Genomic DNA, 20784 nt, shown 5'->3' on the forward strand with positions numbered 1-20784 from the left:
ATCCTCCTCCGTTTTGTCTTTACGCTTCTTGACCTACAGTTTCGTCTGTAATTCCCAGCTCTTCCTTAACCCAGTCATATCCTTCAGCTTCCAGACGGTGTGCCAGTTCAGGTCCGCCGGATTTCACGATACGACCTTGCATCATAACGTGTACGTAGTCAGGAGTAATGTAGTTAAGCAGGCGTTGATAGTGAGTGATGATCAAGAAACCACGATCTTCGCTCTTCATTGCATTTACACCGTTTGCTACGATTTTCAGAGCATCGATGTCCAGACCGGAGTCAATTTCATCAAGTACTACGATTTTCGGATCAAGCAGCATCATTTGCAGAATCTCGTTACGTTTTTTCTCACCACCGGAGAAACCTTCATTCAGGTAACGGTGAGCGAACTCAGGGTTCATGTCGAGTTCTTTCATTTTACCTTCCATTTGACGAATGAACTTGATCAGGGAGATCTCGTTACCTTCGCCGCGACGTGCGTTAATTGCACTACGCAAGAAGTCGGAGTTTGTAACACCTGCAATTTCACTTGGGTATTGCATAGCCAGGAAAAGACCTGCACGTGCACGCTCATCTACTGCCATATCCAATACATCTTCACCATCAAGTGTAATTGTACCGTCAGTTACTTCATATTTCGGATGGCCCATCAATGCAGAAGCCAGAGTTGATTTACCTGTTCCGTTCGGACCCATGATTGCGTGGATTTCTCCACCTTTCATTTCCAGGTTGATGCCTTTCAGGATTTCCTTACCTTCGATCGTCGCTTTCAGACCTTCAATGACGAAATTCGTAGCCATGTGTATTGTTTCCCTCCATTGATTAAATTGATGTTTACTGTCGAAAACGAAAAAGCGCCTATTATATCTGAACAGGGCTTCCCCTGAATTTCTCTTGTACTCGATTCCTTAAAGCAAGAACACTTTAGAATAATTCTAAACTGATTCTCAATGATAATCAAGCTATTTCCTCAGAGTGTATATTCCTTGCAGGAAACATTATTCTTTCTGATTCTATAATAAATACCAGATTGAATCAAATGAGAAAACATCTCCCGCCAAGATGGACAGTGAGAAAAATCACAGAAAATCAAGCTTTTATCGTATCTGCTATACACTAATCCAAAAAAGGACTTATCCATATTATGGACAAGCCCCTTCATTAATAATATTACAATTTGAGCATCTCGTTAATCTTCTGTACCTGTTCGTCAAAATCCGCAACGTCCACCACCGGCGTCATTTCGCGCGGCACCGGACCATTCGGAATAGAAATCCATGAACGACAACCGTTATATTCAGGCAGTACGGGGATTTCCATCGGTTCTTTCAAAAGGTACACACGTAAAATCAATACATGGAGCGGATCTTTCCGTTTCCATTTCAAACGGTCTTCGGCAAAATCCGCTGTCCACATATGAAAGTCAAGAAGTCGATCCAGCATCTCCTGATCTCGTATCTCCAGATCCTGCGTTACTTCGGCATATGCAGTAATAGGGATTGTCGAAGCTTCGGGCACCCATTCGGCCAGTGATTCTTCAACATAGGATTGATCCGAGGACTTAATCAGTTCTTTACGCTGATGTTCATAAGTCGGATACAGGTAAAACGCCGGACTTTTCAGCTCAAAATGTCGGGTTTCCTCTACAATACCACCTTTGCGCATCACCATAATTTGGCGACCCGTTTCCAGTGCTTTGATTGCAGAAGCCCATTCTTTTAAAGCCGGTATCGTTGGTTCTAACATAAGCGGTTCCCTCCCCTATCATTCTTGTCAGCAGTATAGACGCTCAGGGCGTTTCTGACAACAAAGATCCGAGCTCAGAAAGCTTACGTAAGAGAACCACTTGTATTAGGCAAAATCTTGGCTATATTAACCTAGGAAAGAGCGAAGCATCCACATGTGTTTCTCCAGGTCGGCCTTGAAGCCTGTCAGCATATCGGATGTTGGTTGATCTTCAGCTGCATCTGCAACTTCGATACCTTCCTGATATTCATTCGAAAGTGTAGCGAAGTCCTCGATGAGGTTTTGCACCATTGTTTTTGCGTCTTCTCCGCCTGCTGCTTCCTGGATAGAAGAAAGCTCCAGATACTCTTTCATTGTAGCCGCTGGGCTACCTTTCAGCGTTAGGATACGCTCTGCGATTTCATCCATTTGTACTGTAACTTCGTTGTAGAACTCTTCGAATTTCACATGCAACGTGAAGAAGTTAGGTCCTTTTACGTACCAGTGATAGTTATGGATTTTAACATACAATACGTTCAGGTTAGCTACCTGACGATTAAGTACTTGTTCCACCGATTTTGCTTGATCTGTTTTGTTTTTTGTAGCCATATTAATCCCATCCTTTATTTAAAATTAGTCTGTCATGGCATGATAAGCAGGTTGTCCCGCAATGCATAACAGAGAGTTAATAATGTGTCACCGCTTGCTAGCGGAGAGGCTTATGAACAGTGTTTCTCTCAACTGTCCGGCCTATTTGTTTTTACCCTGGAACAGGAAGTTCGAATCAGGATCAACTTGGCTTGTCTCAAAAAAAAGTTCAAAAACCACGCTATTTCCGATATACTGACATATACCAAGCAAAGAAGTGGGTTTTCCTGTTTCTTCATATATATGGAGGTGGCACCTTTGTCCCAATATCGCCCGTTTACCCCCCAGGATGCAATTGAACTGGCCAAAACATTACCGGGTCCATTTGCGGCAGATGCAAATCTGGATTGTCACGAGATCGGCGACGGTAATCTGAATTTGGTTTTCCACATCACGGATCTGAACTCCGATAAAAGTATCATTATCAAACAGGCGCTTCCTTATGCGAAAGTGGTTGGAGAATCATGGCCACTGTCTCTGGTACGTGCCCGCATTGAACGTGAGATTCTTCAGGAGGAGTATCGTCTGTGTCCAGGGATGGTACCCGAAGTGTATCATTACGATGATGACCTCGCCTTAACGGTTATGGAAGATCTGAGTGATCATGTGATCATGCGCAAAGGCCTGATTGAAGGTGTTTCCTATCCTCTTTTTGCACAGCATATTGGGGAATTCATGGCAAGAACGCTGTTCTTCACATCCGACTTGGGCATGGATCAGCAATTGAAGAAGGAACAACAGGGCAGATTCATTAATCCGGACCAATGCAAAATAACGGAGGATCTGATCTTTGATGAACCCTACCGGATCGCCGAGAAAAATAATTATGATGCTTCTATTGAAGACGAAGCTGAAGCCCTGCGCACAGATGGAGAGCTTCACCTTGAAGTGGCCTTGCTGCGGGAAAAATTCCTGACATATGGGCAGGCATTGCTTCATGGAGATCTGCATACAGGCAGTATTTTTGTTACACCTGAATCGACCAAAGTCATCGATCCCGAATTTGCATATTACGGACCCATGGGATTCGATGTTGGTGCAGTCCTCGCGAACCTGCTCTTGAATTACGCATCCCTGCCAGGATGGATTCAGGATGAGACTGCTTTGCGTGAGCGTGAGACGCTTTTGCTGAACATGGTTCGTGATGTATGGACTGAATTCGAATCTCGTTTCCGTGCCCTCTGGGTTAATGACCTCGTTGATCCGATGGCAAAAACGCCAGGCTATCAGGATCTGTATGTACAACAATTGTTCAGAGATTCCATTGGCTTCGCAGGTGCCAAAATGGTTCGTCGTATCGTTGGACTCGCTCACGTGGCGGATATTGATACCATTCCAAATGCGACTGAACGTGAACATGCTCAGCGTAAAGCATTGTCCATTGGTAAAGCATTGATCAAGAACAATCGTCGCTTGAATACCATCGGCGAAGTACTGGATATTGTATCCACAGCTGTTACTACTACTAAGGCTTAACATAAGGAACGGAGGAACCACCCATGACAACCCCTGAATATCAGCCTCTGTCCTCTCTCATCTGGAAAAAGGACAAGCTTGAAATGCTTGACCAGCGTCTGCTGCCCGAAACGATCCTCATGTTGAAACTGTATACACCCGAGGAAGTATGGGAATCCATCCACTCCATGAAAGTACGCGGTGCTCCGGCGATTGGTATTGCTGCTGCATTTGGTGTTGTATTGGGTGCCAAATCATATGACGGAACGACCATTCAAGGTTGGTTGGACCACGTGAAATCCATATGTGCTCATCTGGCCACTTCCCGTCCAACAGCGGTGAACCTGTTCTGGGCATTGGATCGCATGATGCAAAAAGCAAATGAGGTCGTTGAATCCGGCCTGAGCCTGGATGAGGGCAATGATGCTCTTGAAGTAGAAGCTCTGTTAATTCAGAAGGAAGACGAAGAAGTATGCCGCATGATCGGCGAGAATGCACTGCCTTTATTCGAAGATGGTATGGGTGTTCTCACTCACTGTAATGCAGGCGGACTGGCTACTGCGAAATACGGTACGGCAACTGCTCCAATGTATCTCGCACAGGAACGTGGCATTCACCTGAAAGTATTTGCAGACGAAACTCGTCCTGTACTTCAGGGTGCACGCCTGACTGCATTTGAGTTACAGCAAGCCGGCATTGACGTCACGCTGCTCTGTGATAACATGGCAGGCATGGTGATGTCCAAAGGCTGGATTCAAGCTGTTATCGTCGGAACAGACCGTGTGGCAGCGAACGGTGACGTAGCTAACAAGATCGGAACCTACAGCGTAGCCGTGCTTGCCAAGGCTCACAATATTCCGTTCTATGTAGCAAGCCCATTGTCGACCATAGACTTGTCCACTCCATCCGGCGACCTGATTCCAATTGAGGAACGTGCCGCGGAGGAAGTGACCGAAGGATTTGGTAAACGTACAGCACCGCAAGGTGTTAAAGTATTTAATCCAGCATTTGACGTAACGCCTAACGAATATGTAACAGCTATTATCACGGAAAAAGGCGTTGTTCGCGCACCTTTCCAAGAAAATCTGGCTGCCTTGTTCGCGAAGGAAGAAGTTTAATTAAATGGAAAGCGTTCGTGTGTATAGAGGTGGGAGCTACGATGTGCCAGGCTCTGTATTACAACGCTAAAGAAGGGCTTCCCATATGGGGAGCCCTTTTGTTAGTGATTAGATCATTTTCAACAAAGCTTCTACACCCGTCATGCCAACCGTAATGCCCATGGCCTCGGCTTCTGTTGTCACCGACTCCATAGGTGCATGCAGCAACTGCTCCAGTGTACGCACACCAACCGCCCGAGCCGCAATAATTTTGCGATCCCCGAGCTTCTCATTAAGTAATCCCACGTCGAGTGCTCCGCACATGATATATCCTTTGGATGTATTAATGGTCAACAACGTTGTTTTGGGCAGCTTGACTTCTACCCCAACCAATACATGCTCTCCAACTACAATAGGCTCCATCGTCACCATAATTTCCCGATCCACCTCCTCTTCCACAGGTCACGATAATTGTATGCCTCATTCTGGATTGTCGTGTGGACACCTGCCGTGTTTGAGAAAATGTAGGTACTTACAGTTCAAATATATTGTTGATAATTCTTCTCGCAGATTATTAGAAATATGCTTTAGTTGAAATATAAAAAGCTACCTCAGGAATGAGGCAGCTCTTATAATAATCGTTAATATTTTTGAGCGTCTATAAGTTCATCAAGGTCATACTTTAAATTATAATCTGTGTATATCACTCTAAGTCTTACAGCATCAGTAACTCTAGCCAACATCAAACTAATACTGGTTTTTTTCTTGTCAATTACCCAATTAGATTCAAGAGCAATAGCACCCGTGACTAAATCTTTTTCTACGTCCTCGCTATCATAAAGTACTCGTTTCCCACCTGGAGTTAAACCATCTTTGAAGTTAATTGAACCATCATATTCGTCAAAGAGATCACGTTTTATGCTGAAGTATTTATAGTACTTATCCATAGTGGTTTTTTTAGAATCATTAGGATAAATCTCGTATACTGCCCGTACTAATTTATTTTTATAGAATATGTATACTAGTTTTGCGTTTACTCTGAATCCCGTTGTTTTGTATTCCAGTAGTGAGATATCCTTGATTTTGGTTGTATCTAACAATTTCGACTTCTCTTTCTTTTTAATCTGATTAACTGTCATACCCCAATTTACGTTCTTAAAATCATACTTAGTAGCCGCTGTTGCTGGTGCCGGTGAATATGTAGTTGAAACGACAAACAATAATAAAGCTAAAAACGATAAAACCAACTTCTTCATATGTAGACCTCGTCTCCTAAATTATGGAATGATTATACCATGCCAAAAGGAGCGGGTCTATGGGATTCGATAGAAGGGATTAGAACGCAGGGAATAAACGCCATAATATAAAAACCACTCTCACCCAAGATGAGTTGAATTAGGCCTAATTTAAAACGTATGCTCATCATTCTTTAATTTCCTTATCTCCGTTAACTCTCTTCTAATTCCCAGTACACGTCTATGAAGTACACTTCGATCTATTGATTCAGCTACCGACTTTTTGAACTGGACATCCAATTCACTTAATTGCTCCTGAGCTAGTTTCTTTTTATGTATTGGTTTTACTTGAACTTTTGTAGTTGCAGGCTTGATAGGCTTCAATCTTTTCTGCTTCATAATCTGTTCAAATAGACTGTCCTCTTGATGCATGATCTTCATTCCTTAATGTGTGATGAGCATATTGTAACATAATAACGAGAAGACGGTTGTTAAACGTCAGAGTACAAACAATTAGAGTGGGCATGAGCCTATTTTGGAGATCAACATAATAAAGGGAAGTTAAGCAAAAGCACAGCCTTTACGGATCTCGTCATAAAATACAGTCACAATTGATTTCTTTTAGCATTCTCAACTCCTTTTAAACACTTTTGAAAACTAATGAATGTTGTCTCATACGGGTTGATTATTTACATATACCAGCACTTTGCGACTCTACTCCAAAATGAGGTACGATAAGTTGCTCCGCACATGCCGATACATGCTCTCCAACAATGATGGACTGCATCGGTCAACAAATTTCCCGTTCAACCTCCTCTTCCACAGTTCACGAATGTTGTTTTCCTCATTCTGGATTGTCTTGTGGACACCTTCTAAAAGACGTGAATAATAAGGTTTATTTGTGATATTCACCCATTTGTTTCGGCATATTTCTGCGTCTCTAGCACTATGATAATTTCCTTTTTAATGATATAGTTAATTGAAGCGTTTTTTTGAGCTGACATACTTTTTAACGGGGCTGGGATGAATGAAAGAAACCTTATCCAATCAAGAGGACATCGGCTTTTTATTTAATGTCGATATACTTATTAAGAGCCGCTCAAATGCATTGGCACTGCAGTCCCTGTTGGAGTTCATAAACAATGAAGAACAAATTGCGGACTTTCGGATTCAATCCGGCATAGAGCTAGGCAAAATTATTGAAGCGACACTCCAGTCCAAGAAGGACTCTTTCGTCACACTTCACAACGAACGCAAAAAAGCCAACGCAGCACAGAAGGCGTCCACTGCAGCTCAGACACCTGCCTCACCTGCTCCAGTCAAAACACAGAATCAGCAAGAAAAGCCGGTTAGCGAGAAAAAGCCTGCCACCCAAACATCCAATGTTTCCGATGGAAACTCGTTTGACGCGTGGATTGACACGCTCATTAAAGAGAACAAACTCACCCGTATTGTTGTCAATAACAAGAACGGTAAACATCAGAGCATTCCTTGCCGCATTCTGAATTTTGATCGAGATACCAGTATTGTGAGCATCTACCATGTCGATGAAAAACAGGTGTATACGTTCCGAACCAATGAAATCGATGAGTTTCTGTAACTAACTTCATCGGATTAAAACAAAAAGCAACTTGCGTTAGAATGACGGGACATTCTAACGCAAGTTGCTTTTTTAGTTCTATGGTTCATGTAGGATTGAACCCTCCGAGATTTGTTTGGACCGATCAGGAGCGATCCTTACCTCGCTGCCATACATCTAATGCCAATAACAACCATCCGGCAATGAAGGCTACCCCACCAATCGGTGTGATGGCACCCAGAATCTTGATGCCAGAAATACTAAGCACATACAAGCTGCCCGAGAACACGATAATTCCGATAAACAACAGGCGCGCTGCCCACTTCAGTTTTGTAGATGCTCCAAGTTGACCAGCCGTCAAACCAATAATGAGCAGGCCCAATGCATGAATCATGTGATATTGCACACCCGTCTCATATGTAGCTATGGCCGCGGGCCCAATCGTATCCTTGAGCATGTGAGCACCAAAAGCACCTATCGCCACCGACAGCATGGTCATTACAGCTCCAAGCATCATCCATCTTCGTTGCATATAAGTTCTCTCCCTTAATTCAACTACACTTCACTCCTATTATTGTAGCGAATCCACTCCTCCTTTACCAGTCGGGGTGGAGCTTCATAGATCATATGTCTGTTTATACTTACTAATCCTATCTTTACCCTATATATCGTAGAAAACTGGCGTAAATCCTTGATTTTTATCAATAATTATGGAAAAGTAACAGGTATGTAATCGTTGTATTTTAAGTGCAAGTTCAAAAAGATTGGTTTTCAGTACCGAGTTTGAACAACCTCTAAAAGGAGAATCATTACTCATCGATTAGGTTAATAACACTCAGTACGATGATTAAGGGAGGTAAGTCAACATTATGGATAATCGCGATTCCTATAATTCAGGTTATAACAACACGGATCCGAACCCTGGCCATGCAGATCCATTCAATAACAATGGGTATGAAGCATACCCGCCAGATTATGAGAGGCAACCAATGGCACCACTGAAACATTCCGGACCTGGGATCGCCAGCTTTGTCATTGGATTGGTTGCAATCTTGGGTTATATTCTGATATTCTTTATTGCCACCATGGCTGTAAACGAGTCCATCGGAGTTCTCACCCCGTTGCAGACAGAAGAGATAGCCTTGCATCCAGCCGTGGTTCTGGCTTCATTAGCCATTCTGGTCTGCCTGATTCTCAATCTGGCCGGAGGTATCGTCGGAATTATTGGTCTTGTTCTCAAGAATCGAAAGAAAGTTTTTGCCATTATCGGAACCATATTAAATGGGATCATGATTCTGTTATTCGTTGGACTTATCTTGGTAGGCATGACGCTGATGTAACGCTTTGCATCAGCGTCATGTTTCCTTATAATTAAAATGAATGGGTTTACACATAAGTATAATCTATATTTTTTGCCAAAATCATTGTTTTCAAAGGAGATTGACATGTCACGAATCAAAATTTTTGCGGACAGCACAAGTGATCTGGCTCCAGAATGGATCCAGCAGCACGATATCGGTATCATCCCCTTATATGTCGTGTTCGGTGATGAATCACTGAAAGACGGTGCTGAGATTAAGCCTGAACAGCTATATGAACGTGTCAGCCAAGATGGGCGTCTTCCCAAAACAGCTGCACCTTCCCCCGCTGATTTCATAACGGCATTTCAACCTTACATAGATCAAGGGGATGAGATTTTATATATCAGCTTATCTTCTGAACTTTCCTCTACCTATCAAAATGCACGACTAGCGAGTTCCGAGTTCCCGGAAGGTCGAATATCGGTCATTGACTCACAGAATCTCTCATCAGGAATTGCACTGATGGTGATGAAAGCTGTACATGCTGCTGATAAAGGGCAAAACCTGACTCAGATTACACACCTGATTGAGGCGATGAAATCAAATGTACGCACGGAGTTTGTCATCGATACACTGGAGTATCTGCATAAAGGTGGACGCTGTTCAGGCATGCAGAATCTGATTGGCAGCCTGTTGAAGATTCGTCCTGTCATCCGGGTAACGGATGGCAAGATGGCACCTGCCTATAAAGTCCGCGGCAAACGGGAGAAAGCTCTGGAACAAATGCTGAATAATACGCTCAGCCAGAAGGATCAGATCGATCCAGACCTGCTGATTGTTGTGCACACCATGGCTGAAGAGGATGCGCTTGACTTGCAGAAGTCTTTGCAGGAACAAACGGGTGCCCGTGTGGAACTGACCACTGCTGGTTGTGTAGTATGCAGTCACTGCGGCCCGAAAACGATTGGAATCATCTATAACACTGTTTTATAGTATTACACGTTACATTGTATCGTATTACCCAATCCTTTCTTCTTAATCTGTATGTGGTACATCCAATACTTGGATTGGCATACCGTTATAACTAAAAAGGGCATTCCGAGCTTAATCGCTCAGGATGCCCTTTAATATTTTGCCAAACTCAAGAGTAACCTTGGTCATTACGATACAGATCAATAATTTTTGGTCCGCAGATCATCCAGACTTTTGAATGCGTATCCTTGCTTGCGAGCCTCATCAATGATGGAACCCAGAGCTTCCGTGTTATCTTTGGATACCGAATGAAGCAAAATGACAGCCCCCGGATGGAGTTGTTTCAACACCTGTTGATGAGCATATTGTGCGCCACGCTGCACATTGGTATCCCAATCTTTATAAGCAACAGACCAGAACACATTCACATAACCCTGAGCATGACTCTCTGCGAGCGTACGATTGTTAAAAATCCCACGCGGTGGCCGTAAAAAGGTCGCTTGTTGACCCGTCAGCCGATTGACCTCCGACTTGACCTTCTCGAGTTCCTCTCTAAGCTTTTCATTGGAGATGCGGGTCATATCCGGATGACTCCATGAATGATTACCGACAATATGACCTTCAGCCGCCATACGTTTGACCAACTCAGGCTGATCTTTCAGATAATGACCTGTCACAAAGAAAGCAGCTGGCACCTTCTTGGTACGCAAAACATCCAGTATGGCAGGTGTGAATCCATTCTCATACCCGTTATCAAACGTGAGATACAATTCCTTCTGTTTTGTATCCCCCAGGAAAATGGCATCGTTATGTTGTAAGATCGATTTAAAGCCTTCCTGATCAATGGAGGGCAGTTGACCGTTTTGACTTTTTTTGAAGCCAAAGTGATACGCTCCGGTAACCGGTGATGCTTCAGTCTGTGCCGGTACCATACTGATGGATAACAGTCCCAACAGTACATATAGAACCATTCGCTTCATTTTATCCGCTCCTGTTCCTGAAAAATTCGGTTAGTCGTTTGCACACACGAATACCTTCAGGTAATATGCCACAGGAACGGCTAATGTATGTAAATCATCAACGATCGAAACGTTTATTTTCAGGTTGTGGCGGAGATTGATGGAACAATTCAAGCAAGGTCTGAGGTTTGCCACTGGAAGCAAGCCATTCCCTCACGGTCTGTATGGCACGGGTCTGTCCATCTCCCCGATCACGCCATGTAAGCAGCTCGATAACTTTGATAATCAAGGCCGACATATTGTGATTATCCAGTTCAGACCGCTCTGCCCTCAGCTTGTGATACAAAGCCTCCTGCTCCCAATCCAGTAGAATCTCATCACCGATGGTTGGCTTCAAAAGTGTATACGCTCTGTCACAACCTTTACAACGAACCGTGCTGACCTGTTCATCTATAAATTCCGCTCGGATATCCTGCTGGCAATCCGGGCATTTGAATCCAACTTGTATGTTTTGTATGTTTTCGTTCATGACATTGTTCCTCCTGCGATATGAGCATTTTGCATCATTGGATGCAAATACTCCTTGGATATATGCATAATGCTTATGTATGTACTACATCTATACCCGATATTTTGTCGATTCACGCTTATTTTGAAGAAATCTGTAAGGTGCTATAATCTTGTAAATATGTTAAAATATTATACATATCATGGTAGGGAAAAGGCGGGATACTCATGTCGAAGGAAGAGCGCAATATAACCTGGCAATCATCCAGCATCAACAGACAAGACCGGGAGAAGCATAATGGGCACCGTAGTCGTGCCATATGGTTTACCGGGTTATCAGGTGCAGGAAAGTCATCCCTTGCATTTGCCCTGGAGCAGTATCTCTACGATCAAGGCGTACGCTGTTATGTTCTGGACGGGGATAATGTACGTCATGGACTGAACCGTGATCTCGGTTTTACAGCAGGGGATCGTCAAGAAAATCTGCGGCGAATTGGTGAAGTATCGAAGTTAATGGTAGATGCCGGGTTGTTTGTACTTTCGGCTTTTATCTCTCCTCATGAACAGGATCGGGAGATGGTCAGACAGTTATTTGAACCAGACGATTTCATTGAAATCTATGTGCGCTGTTCAATTCAAGAATGTGAGCGGCGTGACCCCAAGGGGCTTTATAAAAAAGCACGCAACGGTGACATCCCGCATTTCACAGGCATTTCTGCCCCCTATGATGTACCAAAATCTCCTTCATTTATCATCGATACGGAGCAATCTTCCATTGAGGAAGCCGTGCAAGAGATCGTACAACATTTGGAACAGATCGGCGCTCTCCAGCTTCCGCGCCCTTCCAATACAGAACTGGTCCATTAATTCTTGCTCATTATATTAACCTACTTACATGAAAGGCGCGCCCATAGTGGCGCGCCTCTTTACGTGATACATTGCTGGTTATACCAGCGATAAATGAATATACCGAAGAAGATACAATATTCTATCATCGCGTTATAACGTCTTGATGTCCCCTCACTCACTTACTTTACTGCCCAACAACACCCGCTTGCATATTAAGAAGTTTGCTGAACGTCCCTACCGGATCAGTAGATAACTGCTGGTACCCGCCCTCTTGAATCACCCGACCTTCATCGAGCACAATTACACGATCTGCCGTCCGAATCGTAGACAATCGGTGTGCAATCACGATAATGGTCACATGTCCTTTTAACCGTTCAAGCGCCTCATGAATGTACTGTTCATTCTCACTGTCCAGCGCACTTGTTGCTTCATCCAGTACCAAGACCGAAGGATTCCGCAGCATGGCCCGGGCGAGCACCAATCGCTGACGTTCACCCCCGGATAAACGAATACCCCGATCACCAATAATCGTATCCAGACCCTGAGGCAACCTCCGTACAAATGCCGCAGAGGAGGAAAATTGCAGAGCCTGCCACATCTGTTCTTCACTTGCATTTGGATCAACCAGACGCAGATTCTCACGAATACTCGTATGAAACAGGAATGGGTCCTGGGAGACATATCCGATGGAACTTCGCCAGCTCAATAATCGTTCTTCTGACAGAGGCACACCGTCAATCAGAATACGACCAGTTTCAGGCCTTACGAGGCCCATAATCAGATCTATCAGCGTGCTCTTGCCTGCTCCGGATTTACCTACAATTGCGGTCATACCCCTTGCTGGAATCGAAGCTTGCACATTTCTCAATGAGTACGTATCACTTCCCTCATAGCGATAGCAGACATCCTCACAGGTAATAGATTCCTTCAGTTCCATAGGTTGAATCCCATCAGTTCCAACGTCTCCTGCCGAAGCAATCTCTGCACTAATCTCACGACTCTTCGCCGTCTGCGCTTGCAGTTCTCTGACTATCCGAAATGCAGGCAGCATGGAGCTGATGTACTCCAGATTGGACTGAATTGCCGTAAACCTTGGCCATAACCGGGAAAAGATAAGGATGATGAGCAGCAGACTTGCGGGTGGCACGGTCATTACACGTAGAGAAAGATAGATGAATGCAGCGATAATGATTGCCGCGGACATCCGGTGAATCAGCTGTGTTCCACTGTTCAATTGACTAAATTGAATGACATTGCGTTCAATCTGTCTGCACATGCGCTCAAACCAGTTCATGTGTGAGCGCTCAAGCATGTTGCTCTTAATATCCTTAATTCCGTTAAAATGCTCAGTAATGCCGTTATAATAACTTTGCGAGAATTCAGAGGTCTGGTCTCCGATCTGCTTGGCCCGCTTGACGAATTTTCTCAAGACAAAAAACAATAACAATCCACAGACCAGCACAAGTGCCGTCAGCTTGGCGGATAACCAGAAAGCAAGACCGATCTGAATGCCCGTAAAGATCAGAGAGGCTGCCATTTGCAGCATAATGCTCGTTCCCTGGCTCACACGTGCAAGTTCAGTCGTTAATATATGGTTAAAATCGGATTTTCGTTTTTGGAGAAAAAATGACCATTGCGCCATAATAATAGCACCATAGGTTTCCATGCGCAGCGTTCGTACAAATTGCTGCTGGATTCGAGTATTACGGATCGTTTGGAGACGCTGCATCCAGGCCTGTCCGGAGACAATCAACACAAAGGTGAACAATACGAATAACAATTGGCTATTTTCAGAAAAACGATTCAACATTTCGCCAAGCCAGGGAATGTTTAAGCCTGTGGAGCCCATCTCAAATATGCCAATCAGACTCAGCATCGGAACAAGCATGTAGATACCGATCCCTTCCATGAGACTGATACAGATCATCCCTAGCAGATTCCAATATAAAATGGGCCCCGTGACATGATGCAACTTTCGCATGAAATACCTTAATTCCGAGATCATACTTTACCCCTTTCCGTCACCGTATACCTTTTAATTCGCCGCCAGAACCAGAGAAACGGACGTAACGGAAAGTACAGAAAAAACAAAGAACGCGGAAGCGGCAATTGATCCACATCCCATGTACTCGGATATAAACGTTCAATAAAGAAAAACCATTTCTGTTTTGTACTTCGAAGACTAAACAAATACGATTGATAAGACTTCATATCAGCCGGACTTTCCAGCATGTCGTTCATGAACTTTGCGCCTTCGTTGGCTAATCTCTTGCCTGTACGGTCACTTAAGGACATCAAGGATCTGTACTCTACATCCAGCGGCGTGTTCAGCAACTCCGAGGCCAGATAAAGAGCCTGTGAACCGATAGATAAACGTCCCTCCGCTTTCAGATGTCTCTCTACTTTCTTCACATCGAGTGGCATGCTGCGGATCATCTGGTCGATATCCAGTAACCAGCGCAGTCTGAACCAGCCGTGTCGTGCACCATGGGTTACGAGATAAGCCCATAGGTCTTCTTGTTCAAGCATACGGACAGGTGTCTGTGTGTATGAACTGAACCGGCTGCGTTTCCACAGCAATTCAAAATCGGTTTCTTTGCCCGAATCCGGGTTCAGGCGCCAATGGATCTCCACTTGAGTCCTTTTGACCGGATGGGTGTAACAGATATGATGTTCCCGCCATTTCCAGCTGCGCACCGTAGGTGCCCGCTCCCCTTCCTTGGATATATATCCGAGGGTAGCCAGAATGCCTTCAGCCGCTTCCACATCATCAAACGGAATCAGGATATCCAGGTCTTTGGAGGTTCGCATCGATACATCGCCATAGAGATCATGTGCGAGCGCTGGTCCCTTTAGTGTAATATTGCGGATGCCGCGTTCACGAAAAGCTCCACACACCTGCTCCATTTCAGCTGTCAGATGTAACATGCGGAACGTATTGACCGTATATTGTTGTCTCAGACTCTCCATAACATCTGCAGGAATGATTGCAGAGTTCAATTCTTTCATTTTCAAATAAAGGACAGAGTATAAGCGGTGATGATAGACAAGCCGCAGAAAGAGCTGCCAATCGGTTCCTTGCAAACCCGCCTTAAGTTCTTCAGGGGATAGAGCCGTCAGATCACCTCTAATCATGCTCAAAATCAGCTTAAGCTCCTTCGGAAACCCTGATGAATAGAGTTCACTTTCATGTATCATAGACAATCTCCCCAGATCCCTTCTCCGGACACCGTTTGCCAAACACACCGACAACCGTATATTGGTCCATAGTATCAGCTCCGGTCACGATCAATTTACCACTTCGCAGCCAGGCATGAGCCATCATATGTCCTTGCTTATTCCGTGCAGTCCCCATGTATAACGTACTCTCTATCTTGCGTCGCTCAAGCATCTTCATCCCGGCAATCGCCATTACAAGGCAGCGGCTTTCCCATAACGTATATTTACTGGCGAGCGAAATCGCTTTGGAAATATTCCGTATAGTGATGACCTCGCTGCGTTCGAGTCCTGTCATCGGTGTTTCTACCATAGGCGTACCCAGCCCTGGCGCGATTTTGGCAAATGGCATAGCCTTCTGAATGCGTGCCCAGCCAAGGAGGATATAGGCCTCCCATACCAGTCGACGCATCGACCGCGGGAGCGAGAGATAAACCTTTATTTTTCGCAACATCATTCTACACTCCGCGAGTAACGTCGATTAAACCTTCACGGGACAGATGTTCCAGGAATTGCACCACCTGCTCACGACATACATCTGGCTCAATCTCATACTCCGCTGCAAGTACCTCAACAACTTCACCCAGCGTGCGTTCTTCTGCGATCAGATCCCAGATTCGTCCACCGGTACTCCCCAGATTATAGTATTTTCCAGAGCTAATGCTCATCATAACTTTCTCACTGCCCATATCACTGACCAGATTGCCTTCCTTCCGGGTTACCCGGTCTTCCACATTCATCGGCGTAGTCGCTGTCATTGTCCTGTATGCACTCCTTTACGTATATGATCTGTGATCCGATCCACCATCTCAAATGCTGTAAACTCCGCACCCGTTCTGACCAATCTGCCAATCTCCACACTTGCTGAAAGTCTTGAAGCCGTCTCGAACAACCACTGTGCCAGCCCCTGTCTTGCAACGAGTCCACCACGGAACGTATGCGAGCATAACAGATGCAGTCGTTCTAGCCCCGTCACTTCAACCAGTTGAACAGATGTATGGTTTTCCTCCGGTTGTGGAGCCAGTTCGAATATTCCACCTAGTGGCACAGCCGTCTCATGAAAATAGTGCTGAACAGGTATCGCATACTTTGTAATCTCTGCGTGAACCGTTGCATAATCCTGCTCCTTCATGCCAAAACCGTCCAGACTGGGCTGCCATAACTTCTGTTGCGGGTAACCAGGTGATACGATAGCTCTTCCTCCGGCATCCCAGGTCAGTGCAACAACATCATCGGTGAGAAGCGGATATCCGCGTGATGCCAGTGCGGCCGACAACGTCGACTTGCCTGCTCCCGAATGTCCGACAAATGCGTAAGCCCAGCCATCAATAACAACTGCACTACCATGCAGTGGAAGAATGCCACGCTGCATCATAATGACCGCCATACATGTGCCCAGAATGAATAATCTGACCTTTTTCTCATCTGCACCCGGTATAGGGTATACAACAATGCGCTTTCCTTGCTCCATTAGAAACAGACCTGTATCTTCGATTTTGAAAAAAAGACTGCCCTCTCGTGCCACAAAGTTGTCGTTGCCTACATCCCAATCCTCCCACAATGGGGTCAGATCTGAAGACTCGATGTGCACATCCACGACATCAAAATCAGTCTCTGCATCCTTGGGTGCGATCTGTAGTTCAGGCATTCGAATTTGGCTCGACCAGCGTAGACCATACGCCACATAATGCACAGGCAACAATGAACGACGCCTCCTTCGTAATAAAATGTAAAAAAAAGCCCTTATATTCATGTTGCTCAATATAAGGGCGGAGGCGAAAAGCTGGATTTGTTGCATTTCCGCCCTTTAAGTATGATGACACTTCATAAAACTTAACAACTTAGGAAGTTGGATCGTACAGATCCGCATCGTGAACCGTTACCCAGTCAATTTGTCTGTAGCCAGTACCGGCCATCGTTTGATTGACTTCCAACACTTCAAGAGCTGGTGCTTGCCATTCCTTTTTTTCCATTTGCATCGTATTCACCTCCTTTCATGTGCCCTCATTCAGAATTTCCGAATGAACCGATAGACAATCAGACTATGCATCATCAATCGCAGATCTGGATGTGAAGCAAGCTCTGGTCTCGGACTCGGAAAGTTCGCCAGGGCAGATTTGATACGCTCCGTGTTTAATATGCCAGCGACCTTGCTGTCAGAACACAAAGCACGCAACTCAGCCGTAAAGGCATCCCAACTCGGAATGATGCGATGCAGCCAATCCGCCGGTTGTACACCCCGTACCCGTTGATTCAGTCTGACCTTGTCAGGTAACTCCGGTGAAGTAGCCCGGCGAATCAATGAACGATCCGTCCCATGTTTCACATATTGTTCAATCGGTACAGACAGACAGAACCGGATGACTCTGGCATCACTTGTCGGATCACGTTCCCAAGCCCGGTAACGCAGAGAACATTTCGTAGCTACAGCACCGTTTTTGTTGGCGATGGCCAGGTTATTAAATTTCTCGGCACGTACTTTGAGTGCATCAGCCTGGGCACCGCCCTGCAGAACAATAATGGATTTGAGTCTTTCCAGCACACCTGTTCTTTGAGCAAAATCAGGATGGATCAACTGCACGGACGCGGCCTGGCTTGCTCCTTTGGACTGAGCCTTGAACCAATCCGGATATGCCTTTTTCCCGGTGATCTTAGCTATACGGGAGAAGGGCATGCCGGTTCGTTCACTATACTGCTGCATCTCACGGAACCAGCGGTACCAGCGACCACTTTTCAGTAGACTGGCGTAATAATCCAGAGCCGGGCCCCAGGAGATGGTGAAATTACCACGTGCGCCTGTGAGCAGGATGCCTGCATCTTGTTGGCTCGCTTTTTCATAGAATCCGCGAATCCAGAATGAATTTTCAAAGTATTTATAAGGCATTTCCATAATGTCGAGCCAGGTATCTACTTCACTGAGTGGACTTCTGCCTTCAAAATCAAGGTAGTTCTCTGTGATATTGCCGACATGATTAATGGTTGAACGTATAAAGGGCCGTTCGTCTGCGAGCAACGTTTTCGACGTATAATCTGTGAAATCCGGTACGGGAACATAACTGTAGGCCTGCAGCCGTTTGCCCTGACTTCTCAATGTTCCGGAAGCAAAACCAACCACGGCTCCCGAGTCCAGCCCTCCACTTAAAGCAGCAGCCACCTGCCTGTGCGTTCGTAGTCGTGATCCAACCGCCTGCCCAAAGATCTCCCGAAACGCTTCTACATACTCACCATCGGATTTAAGCCTCAGAGGTTCGACTTCATTCCAGCGATGATATTGCTTCAGTTCCAGTCTCCCATCCCGGAAGACAAGTGTATGTGCAGAAGGCAGTTGGCTTATTCCCCGATATACGGTCGAATTGATATCTGCTGAATCATGCATGTCAGGAATGGCAAGGAATTCGGACAGCCAAGTCTCATCAAGTTCTTTATGTACCCCTTCAAGCCCAAGCAACGGATTCATGAGTGTGCAGAAAGCAAAACGTGAACCATCATGTCGGTAATAAAAAGCTCTCATACCTGTAATGTCTCTCGCTGCATACAGTTTGCGATTCCGCTCATCCCAGATGGCGAATACAAAATCGCCCAGTAATCGGACAGCCACATCGTCTCCCCAGCGCTGATAGGCACGCAAGATCAGTTCACTATCCGCCAACATAGCCAGTTCAGCTCTGGATATCTGTAATTGATCTGCCAGTTGTTCCCGGTTATCCAGAATCGCATCTGCCGTGATGGTCAGACCACTTTCCTCATCATATAAAGGCAACTTCTCGCTAACCGATTCCGGTGTAATCCATTGGGCGTGACAGCTAAGGAACGCCTCGTTGCCTTTCCACACCCCTGTTGTATCCGCAGGGACATGCCCCAGGCTTGCGTACAGACGCCAGCTGTCTTCCCATAGCGCCTGCTGACCATCGTTGTGAACAATTCCTGCTATGGCGCTCATGACTTGCCTCCCCGTAGAATCTTGCGCTGTGAAGCCCAGGCGCTGATCTGATGACCAAATGGTACCCATGATTTGATACGCTGTATTTTGCTTTGAGCAGAAGCCAGCTGGACTTTCAAGCGTTCTCGCTCACTGTAACCCCGTTCCAGACGATGATCTGCTGCCCGTAATGCGGCTTGCAGCTGTCTGATCGTCACCAGTGCAGCTAGCGTCGGGTCTGTCTTTTCCGGTTCTTCGGCAACTTGGTCATTAAGATTCCCAAGCGGATCATGAACGACAGAATCTGCCGGTTGCATTCGATATTGCGGTTGCCACTGGCAACCGGTCGCTGCTGTCAACTGATGCGTGATTCGGTCAATGACCTCTTGATCTGGACTTGCATCATAATGTACACCCGTCCATTGTTCGGCTTCTGCCAGCTGTTCACTGTATCCCATCCGGTGGAACAGATCTGCCCCCATCACACGGCAATACAGTTCAACTTCATGTGGTTCTAATATGTTTTTCCAGTTGTTAACAGAACCCTGATGTGCCTCTTGATGCGAAGAGAGGAAAGGATCACCCACGCCCATACTGTAGAACATGTCAGACTTGGCACTGTCCAGAAACTGTCCATACTGCTCCATTCCCTGTTCATATCGAATTCCCAGAAACGCGCATAGTTTCTCAAGTTCTTCTTGAGGATTGGAAACCAATCGTTCATATTGCAATTCATACGCATTGGAGTGGGGTTTGGCAAAATACTCATTCAAGCGGAGCATACCCAGTGTAAGATCTACGGATTTCATATTTAATTTGGGGCTCTGCAGACTATGAATCAGGTCGAATCCTTCTCCTGTGTGGCGGTTTACCTTTTTGAATGATGCAGCTATGGCCAGAGGATTACGTTGGAGATGAATACGCTTGGACTGAGGGAACAGACGATCCAGCCATTCCAGCATGTAATAGTATCGTGGAGATTTATCAACGATGAAGTCTGCTCCGCTCCCTTCCAGGAATCCATTGTAGATCTCAAGAGCAAAACTTCTGCACGCCTTTTCGAAGACATCCTCGGATACCATGGCATTGTAGAACTGACGAATGATGGAGCTGCCACCATAAGCACGTGAATCAGCCTTGGGCAAATCGACAAGATTCATCAGAAACCACATTTCCTGGGTGGCAAATATACGACTATGATTTTGCAGCATTACGGTGGATAAGGAACTACCACTGCGGGGAACACATAGTAAGAAAACAAGTCCGTTACCTTGAGCATCGATCAATGGCAGCCTCTCCTCTGTTCATTAGTATAAATAT

23 protein-coding genes are annotated in these 20784 nt (G+C 45.4%); 6 read left to right on the top strand and 17 right to left on the bottom strand.

All coding sequences use genetic code 11. From position 1 onward, the window contains the following. Nucleotides 1-19 precede the first annotated feature (19 nt). The 3 genes from sufC to BLS69_RS14475 form a co-directional block, all read right to left on the bottom strand. On the bottom strand, nt 20-802 hold the full coding sequence (gene sufC / locus BLS69_RS14465; protein WP_062833524.1) for a Fe-S cluster assembly ATPase SufC: 783 nt from the start codon (nt 800-802) through the stop codon (nt 20-22). Nucleotides 803-1172: 370 nt separating this feature from the next. Next, nucleotides 1173-1748: a DUF1802 family protein gene (locus tag BLS69_RS14470; protein ID WP_091032630.1), complete on the bottom strand. Its 576-nt coding sequence runs from the start codon at nt 1746-1748 to the stop codon at nt 1173-1175. Nucleotides 1749-1874: 126 nt separating this feature from the next. After that, a complete protein-coding gene (locus tag BLS69_RS14475; RefSeq protein WP_017689542.1) occupies nt 1875-2336 on the bottom strand; it encodes a Dps family protein in 462 nt (153 codons plus the stop codon). A 297-nt stretch (nt 2337-2633) separates the two neighbouring features. Between BLS69_RS14475 and mtnK the strand changes: the two genes are divergently transcribed. After that, nucleotides 2634-3851, top strand: coding sequence for an S-methyl-5-thioribose kinase (mtnK, locus tag BLS69_RS14480; protein ID WP_176872713.1), 1218 nt, complete (start codon nt 2634-2636; stop codon nt 3849-3851). A 23-nt stretch (nt 3852-3874) separates the two neighbouring features. Beyond that, nucleotides 3875-4948 (top strand): S-methyl-5-thioribose-1-phosphate isomerase, encoded by a 1074-nt coding sequence (gene mtnA, locus BLS69_RS14485; RefSeq protein ID WP_091032634.1) that lies wholly within the window; start codon nt 3875-3877, stop codon nt 4946-4948. 108 nt (nt 4949-5056) lie between these two features. On the opposite strand, the gene BLS69_RS14490 is transcribed toward mtnA, so the two are convergent. From BLS69_RS14490 to BLS69_RS14500, 3 genes are all read right to left on the bottom strand, one after another. Next, nucleotides 5057-5359, bottom strand: a complete 303-nt coding sequence (locus BLS69_RS14490; protein WP_017689545.1) for a YunC family protein — start codon at nt 5357-5359, stop codon at nt 5057-5059. A 209-nt stretch (nt 5360-5568) separates the two neighbouring features. Beyond that, nucleotides 5569-6183, bottom strand: coding sequence for a hypothetical protein (locus BLS69_RS14495; RefSeq protein ID WP_091032635.1), 615 nt, complete (start codon nt 6181-6183; stop codon nt 5569-5571). Nucleotides 6184-6333: 150 nt separating this feature from the next. Then, complete coding sequence (locus tag BLS69_RS14500) at nt 6334-6594, bottom strand: hypothetical protein (protein WP_091032637.1); 261 nt, start codon at nt 6592-6594, stop codon at nt 6334-6336. A gap of 595 nt (nt 6595-7189) precedes the next feature. Here BLS69_RS14500 and BLS69_RS14505 point away from each other — a divergent pair. Then, complete coding sequence (locus BLS69_RS14505) at nt 7190-7762, top strand: hypothetical protein (protein ID WP_091014625.1); 573 nt, start codon at nt 7190-7192, stop codon at nt 7760-7762. A 124-nt stretch (nt 7763-7886) separates the two neighbouring features. Here the strand turns inward: BLS69_RS14505 and BLS69_RS14510 are convergent, their stop codons facing one another. Then, entirely contained in the window at nt 7887-8273 is a 387-nt protein-coding gene (locus BLS69_RS14510; RefSeq protein WP_091032639.1) for a DUF423 domain-containing protein, read from the bottom strand. A 337-nt stretch (nt 8274-8610) separates the two neighbouring features. Between BLS69_RS14510 and BLS69_RS14515 the strand changes: the two genes are divergently transcribed. Together BLS69_RS14515 and BLS69_RS14520 are read left to right on the top strand one after the other, a co-directional pair. Further along, nucleotides 8611-9081 carry a hypothetical protein gene (locus BLS69_RS14515; protein ID WP_091032642.1) on the top strand — a complete coding sequence of 157 codons (471 nt, stop codon included), beginning with the start codon at nt 8611-8613 and terminating at the stop codon, nt 9079-9081. Nucleotides 9082-9186: 105 nt separating this feature from the next. After that, complete coding sequence (locus BLS69_RS14520) at nt 9187-10035, top strand: DegV family protein (RefSeq protein ID WP_091032645.1); 849 nt, start codon at nt 9187-9189, stop codon at nt 10033-10035. Between the two features lie 179 nt (nt 10036-10214). Here the strand turns inward: BLS69_RS14520 and pdaA are convergent, their stop codons facing one another. Then, nucleotides 10215-10994 carry a delta-lactam-biosynthetic de-N-acetylase gene (pdaA, locus tag BLS69_RS14525; protein ID WP_091032648.1) on the bottom strand — a complete coding sequence of 260 codons (780 nt, stop codon included), beginning with the start codon at nt 10992-10994 and terminating at the stop codon, nt 10215-10217. A 97-nt stretch (nt 10995-11091) separates the two neighbouring features. Next, the gene (locus BLS69_RS14530; protein ID WP_091032651.1) at nt 11092-11502 is read right to left on the bottom strand and encodes a hypothetical protein; all 411 of its coding nucleotides are present in this window, start codon (nt 11500-11502) and stop codon (nt 11092-11094) included. Nucleotides 11503-11708: 206 nt separating this feature from the next. Here BLS69_RS14530 and cysC point away from each other — a divergent pair, with 206 nt between their 5' ends. Further along, nucleotides 11709-12347: an adenylyl-sulfate kinase gene (gene cysC / locus BLS69_RS14535; protein ID WP_091032653.1), complete on the top strand. Its 639-nt coding sequence runs from the start codon at nt 11709-11711 to the stop codon at nt 12345-12347. 166 nt (nt 12348-12513) lie between these two features. Here cysC and BLS69_RS14540 read toward each other — a convergent pair whose 3' ends face one another. The 8 genes from BLS69_RS14540 to BLS69_RS14570 all read right to left on the bottom strand — a co-directional run bounded on the left by BLS69_RS14540 (nt 12514) and on the right by BLS69_RS14570 (nt 20750). Next, a complete protein-coding gene (locus BLS69_RS14540) occupies nt 12514-14331 on the bottom strand; it encodes an ABC transporter ATP-binding protein (RefSeq protein ID WP_176872847.1) in 1818 nt (605 codons plus the stop codon). Continuing rightward, nucleotides 14331-15464 carry a nucleotidyltransferase domain-containing protein gene (locus tag BLS69_RS14545; RefSeq protein ID WP_256332350.1) on the bottom strand — a complete coding sequence of 378 codons (1134 nt, stop codon included), beginning with the start codon at nt 15462-15464 and terminating at the stop codon, nt 14331-14333. The genes BLS69_RS14540 and BLS69_RS14545 overlap by 1 nt, the downstream gene beginning before the upstream one ends. 52 nt (nt 15465-15516) lie before the next feature. After that, nucleotides 15517-15999, bottom strand: coding sequence for a lasso peptide biosynthesis B2 protein (locus tag BLS69_RS14550; protein ID WP_074094340.1), 483 nt, complete (start codon nt 15997-15999; stop codon nt 15517-15519). Between the two features lie 4 nt (nt 16000-16003). Further along, complete coding sequence (locus BLS69_RS14555; protein WP_017689560.1) at nt 16004-16303, bottom strand: lasso peptide biosynthesis PqqD family chaperone; 300 nt, start codon at nt 16301-16303, stop codon at nt 16004-16006. Next, on the bottom strand, nt 16300-17247 hold the full coding sequence (locus BLS69_RS14560; protein WP_091032661.1) for a phosphoenolpyruvate carboxykinase (ATP): 948 nt from the start codon (nt 17245-17247) through the stop codon (nt 16300-16302). Before BLS69_RS14560 ends, BLS69_RS14555 begins: the two co-directional genes overlap by 4 nt. 139 nt (nt 17248-17386) lie before the next feature. Continuing rightward, nucleotides 17387-17524, bottom strand: coding sequence for a paeninodin family lasso peptide (locus BLS69_RS31895; RefSeq protein WP_017689562.1), 138 nt, complete (start codon nt 17522-17524; stop codon nt 17387-17389). A 29-nt stretch (nt 17525-17553) separates the two neighbouring features. Continuing rightward, nucleotides 17554-19485: an asparagine synthase-related protein gene (locus BLS69_RS14565; RefSeq protein WP_091032664.1), complete on the bottom strand. Its 1932-nt coding sequence runs from the start codon at nt 19483-19485 to the stop codon at nt 17554-17556. After that, nucleotides 19482-20750, bottom strand: coding sequence for a sulfotransferase family protein (locus tag BLS69_RS14570; protein ID WP_091032666.1), 1269 nt, complete (start codon nt 20748-20750; stop codon nt 19482-19484). Before BLS69_RS14570 ends, BLS69_RS14565 begins: the two co-directional genes overlap by 4 nt. Nucleotides 20751-20784 lie beyond the last annotated feature (34 nt).

It is taken from the genome of Paenibacillus sp. CF095, assembly GCF_900101225.1.
In the GTDB taxonomy this organism is placed as follows: Bacteria; Bacillota; Bacilli; order Paenibacillales; family Paenibacillaceae; genus Paenibacillus.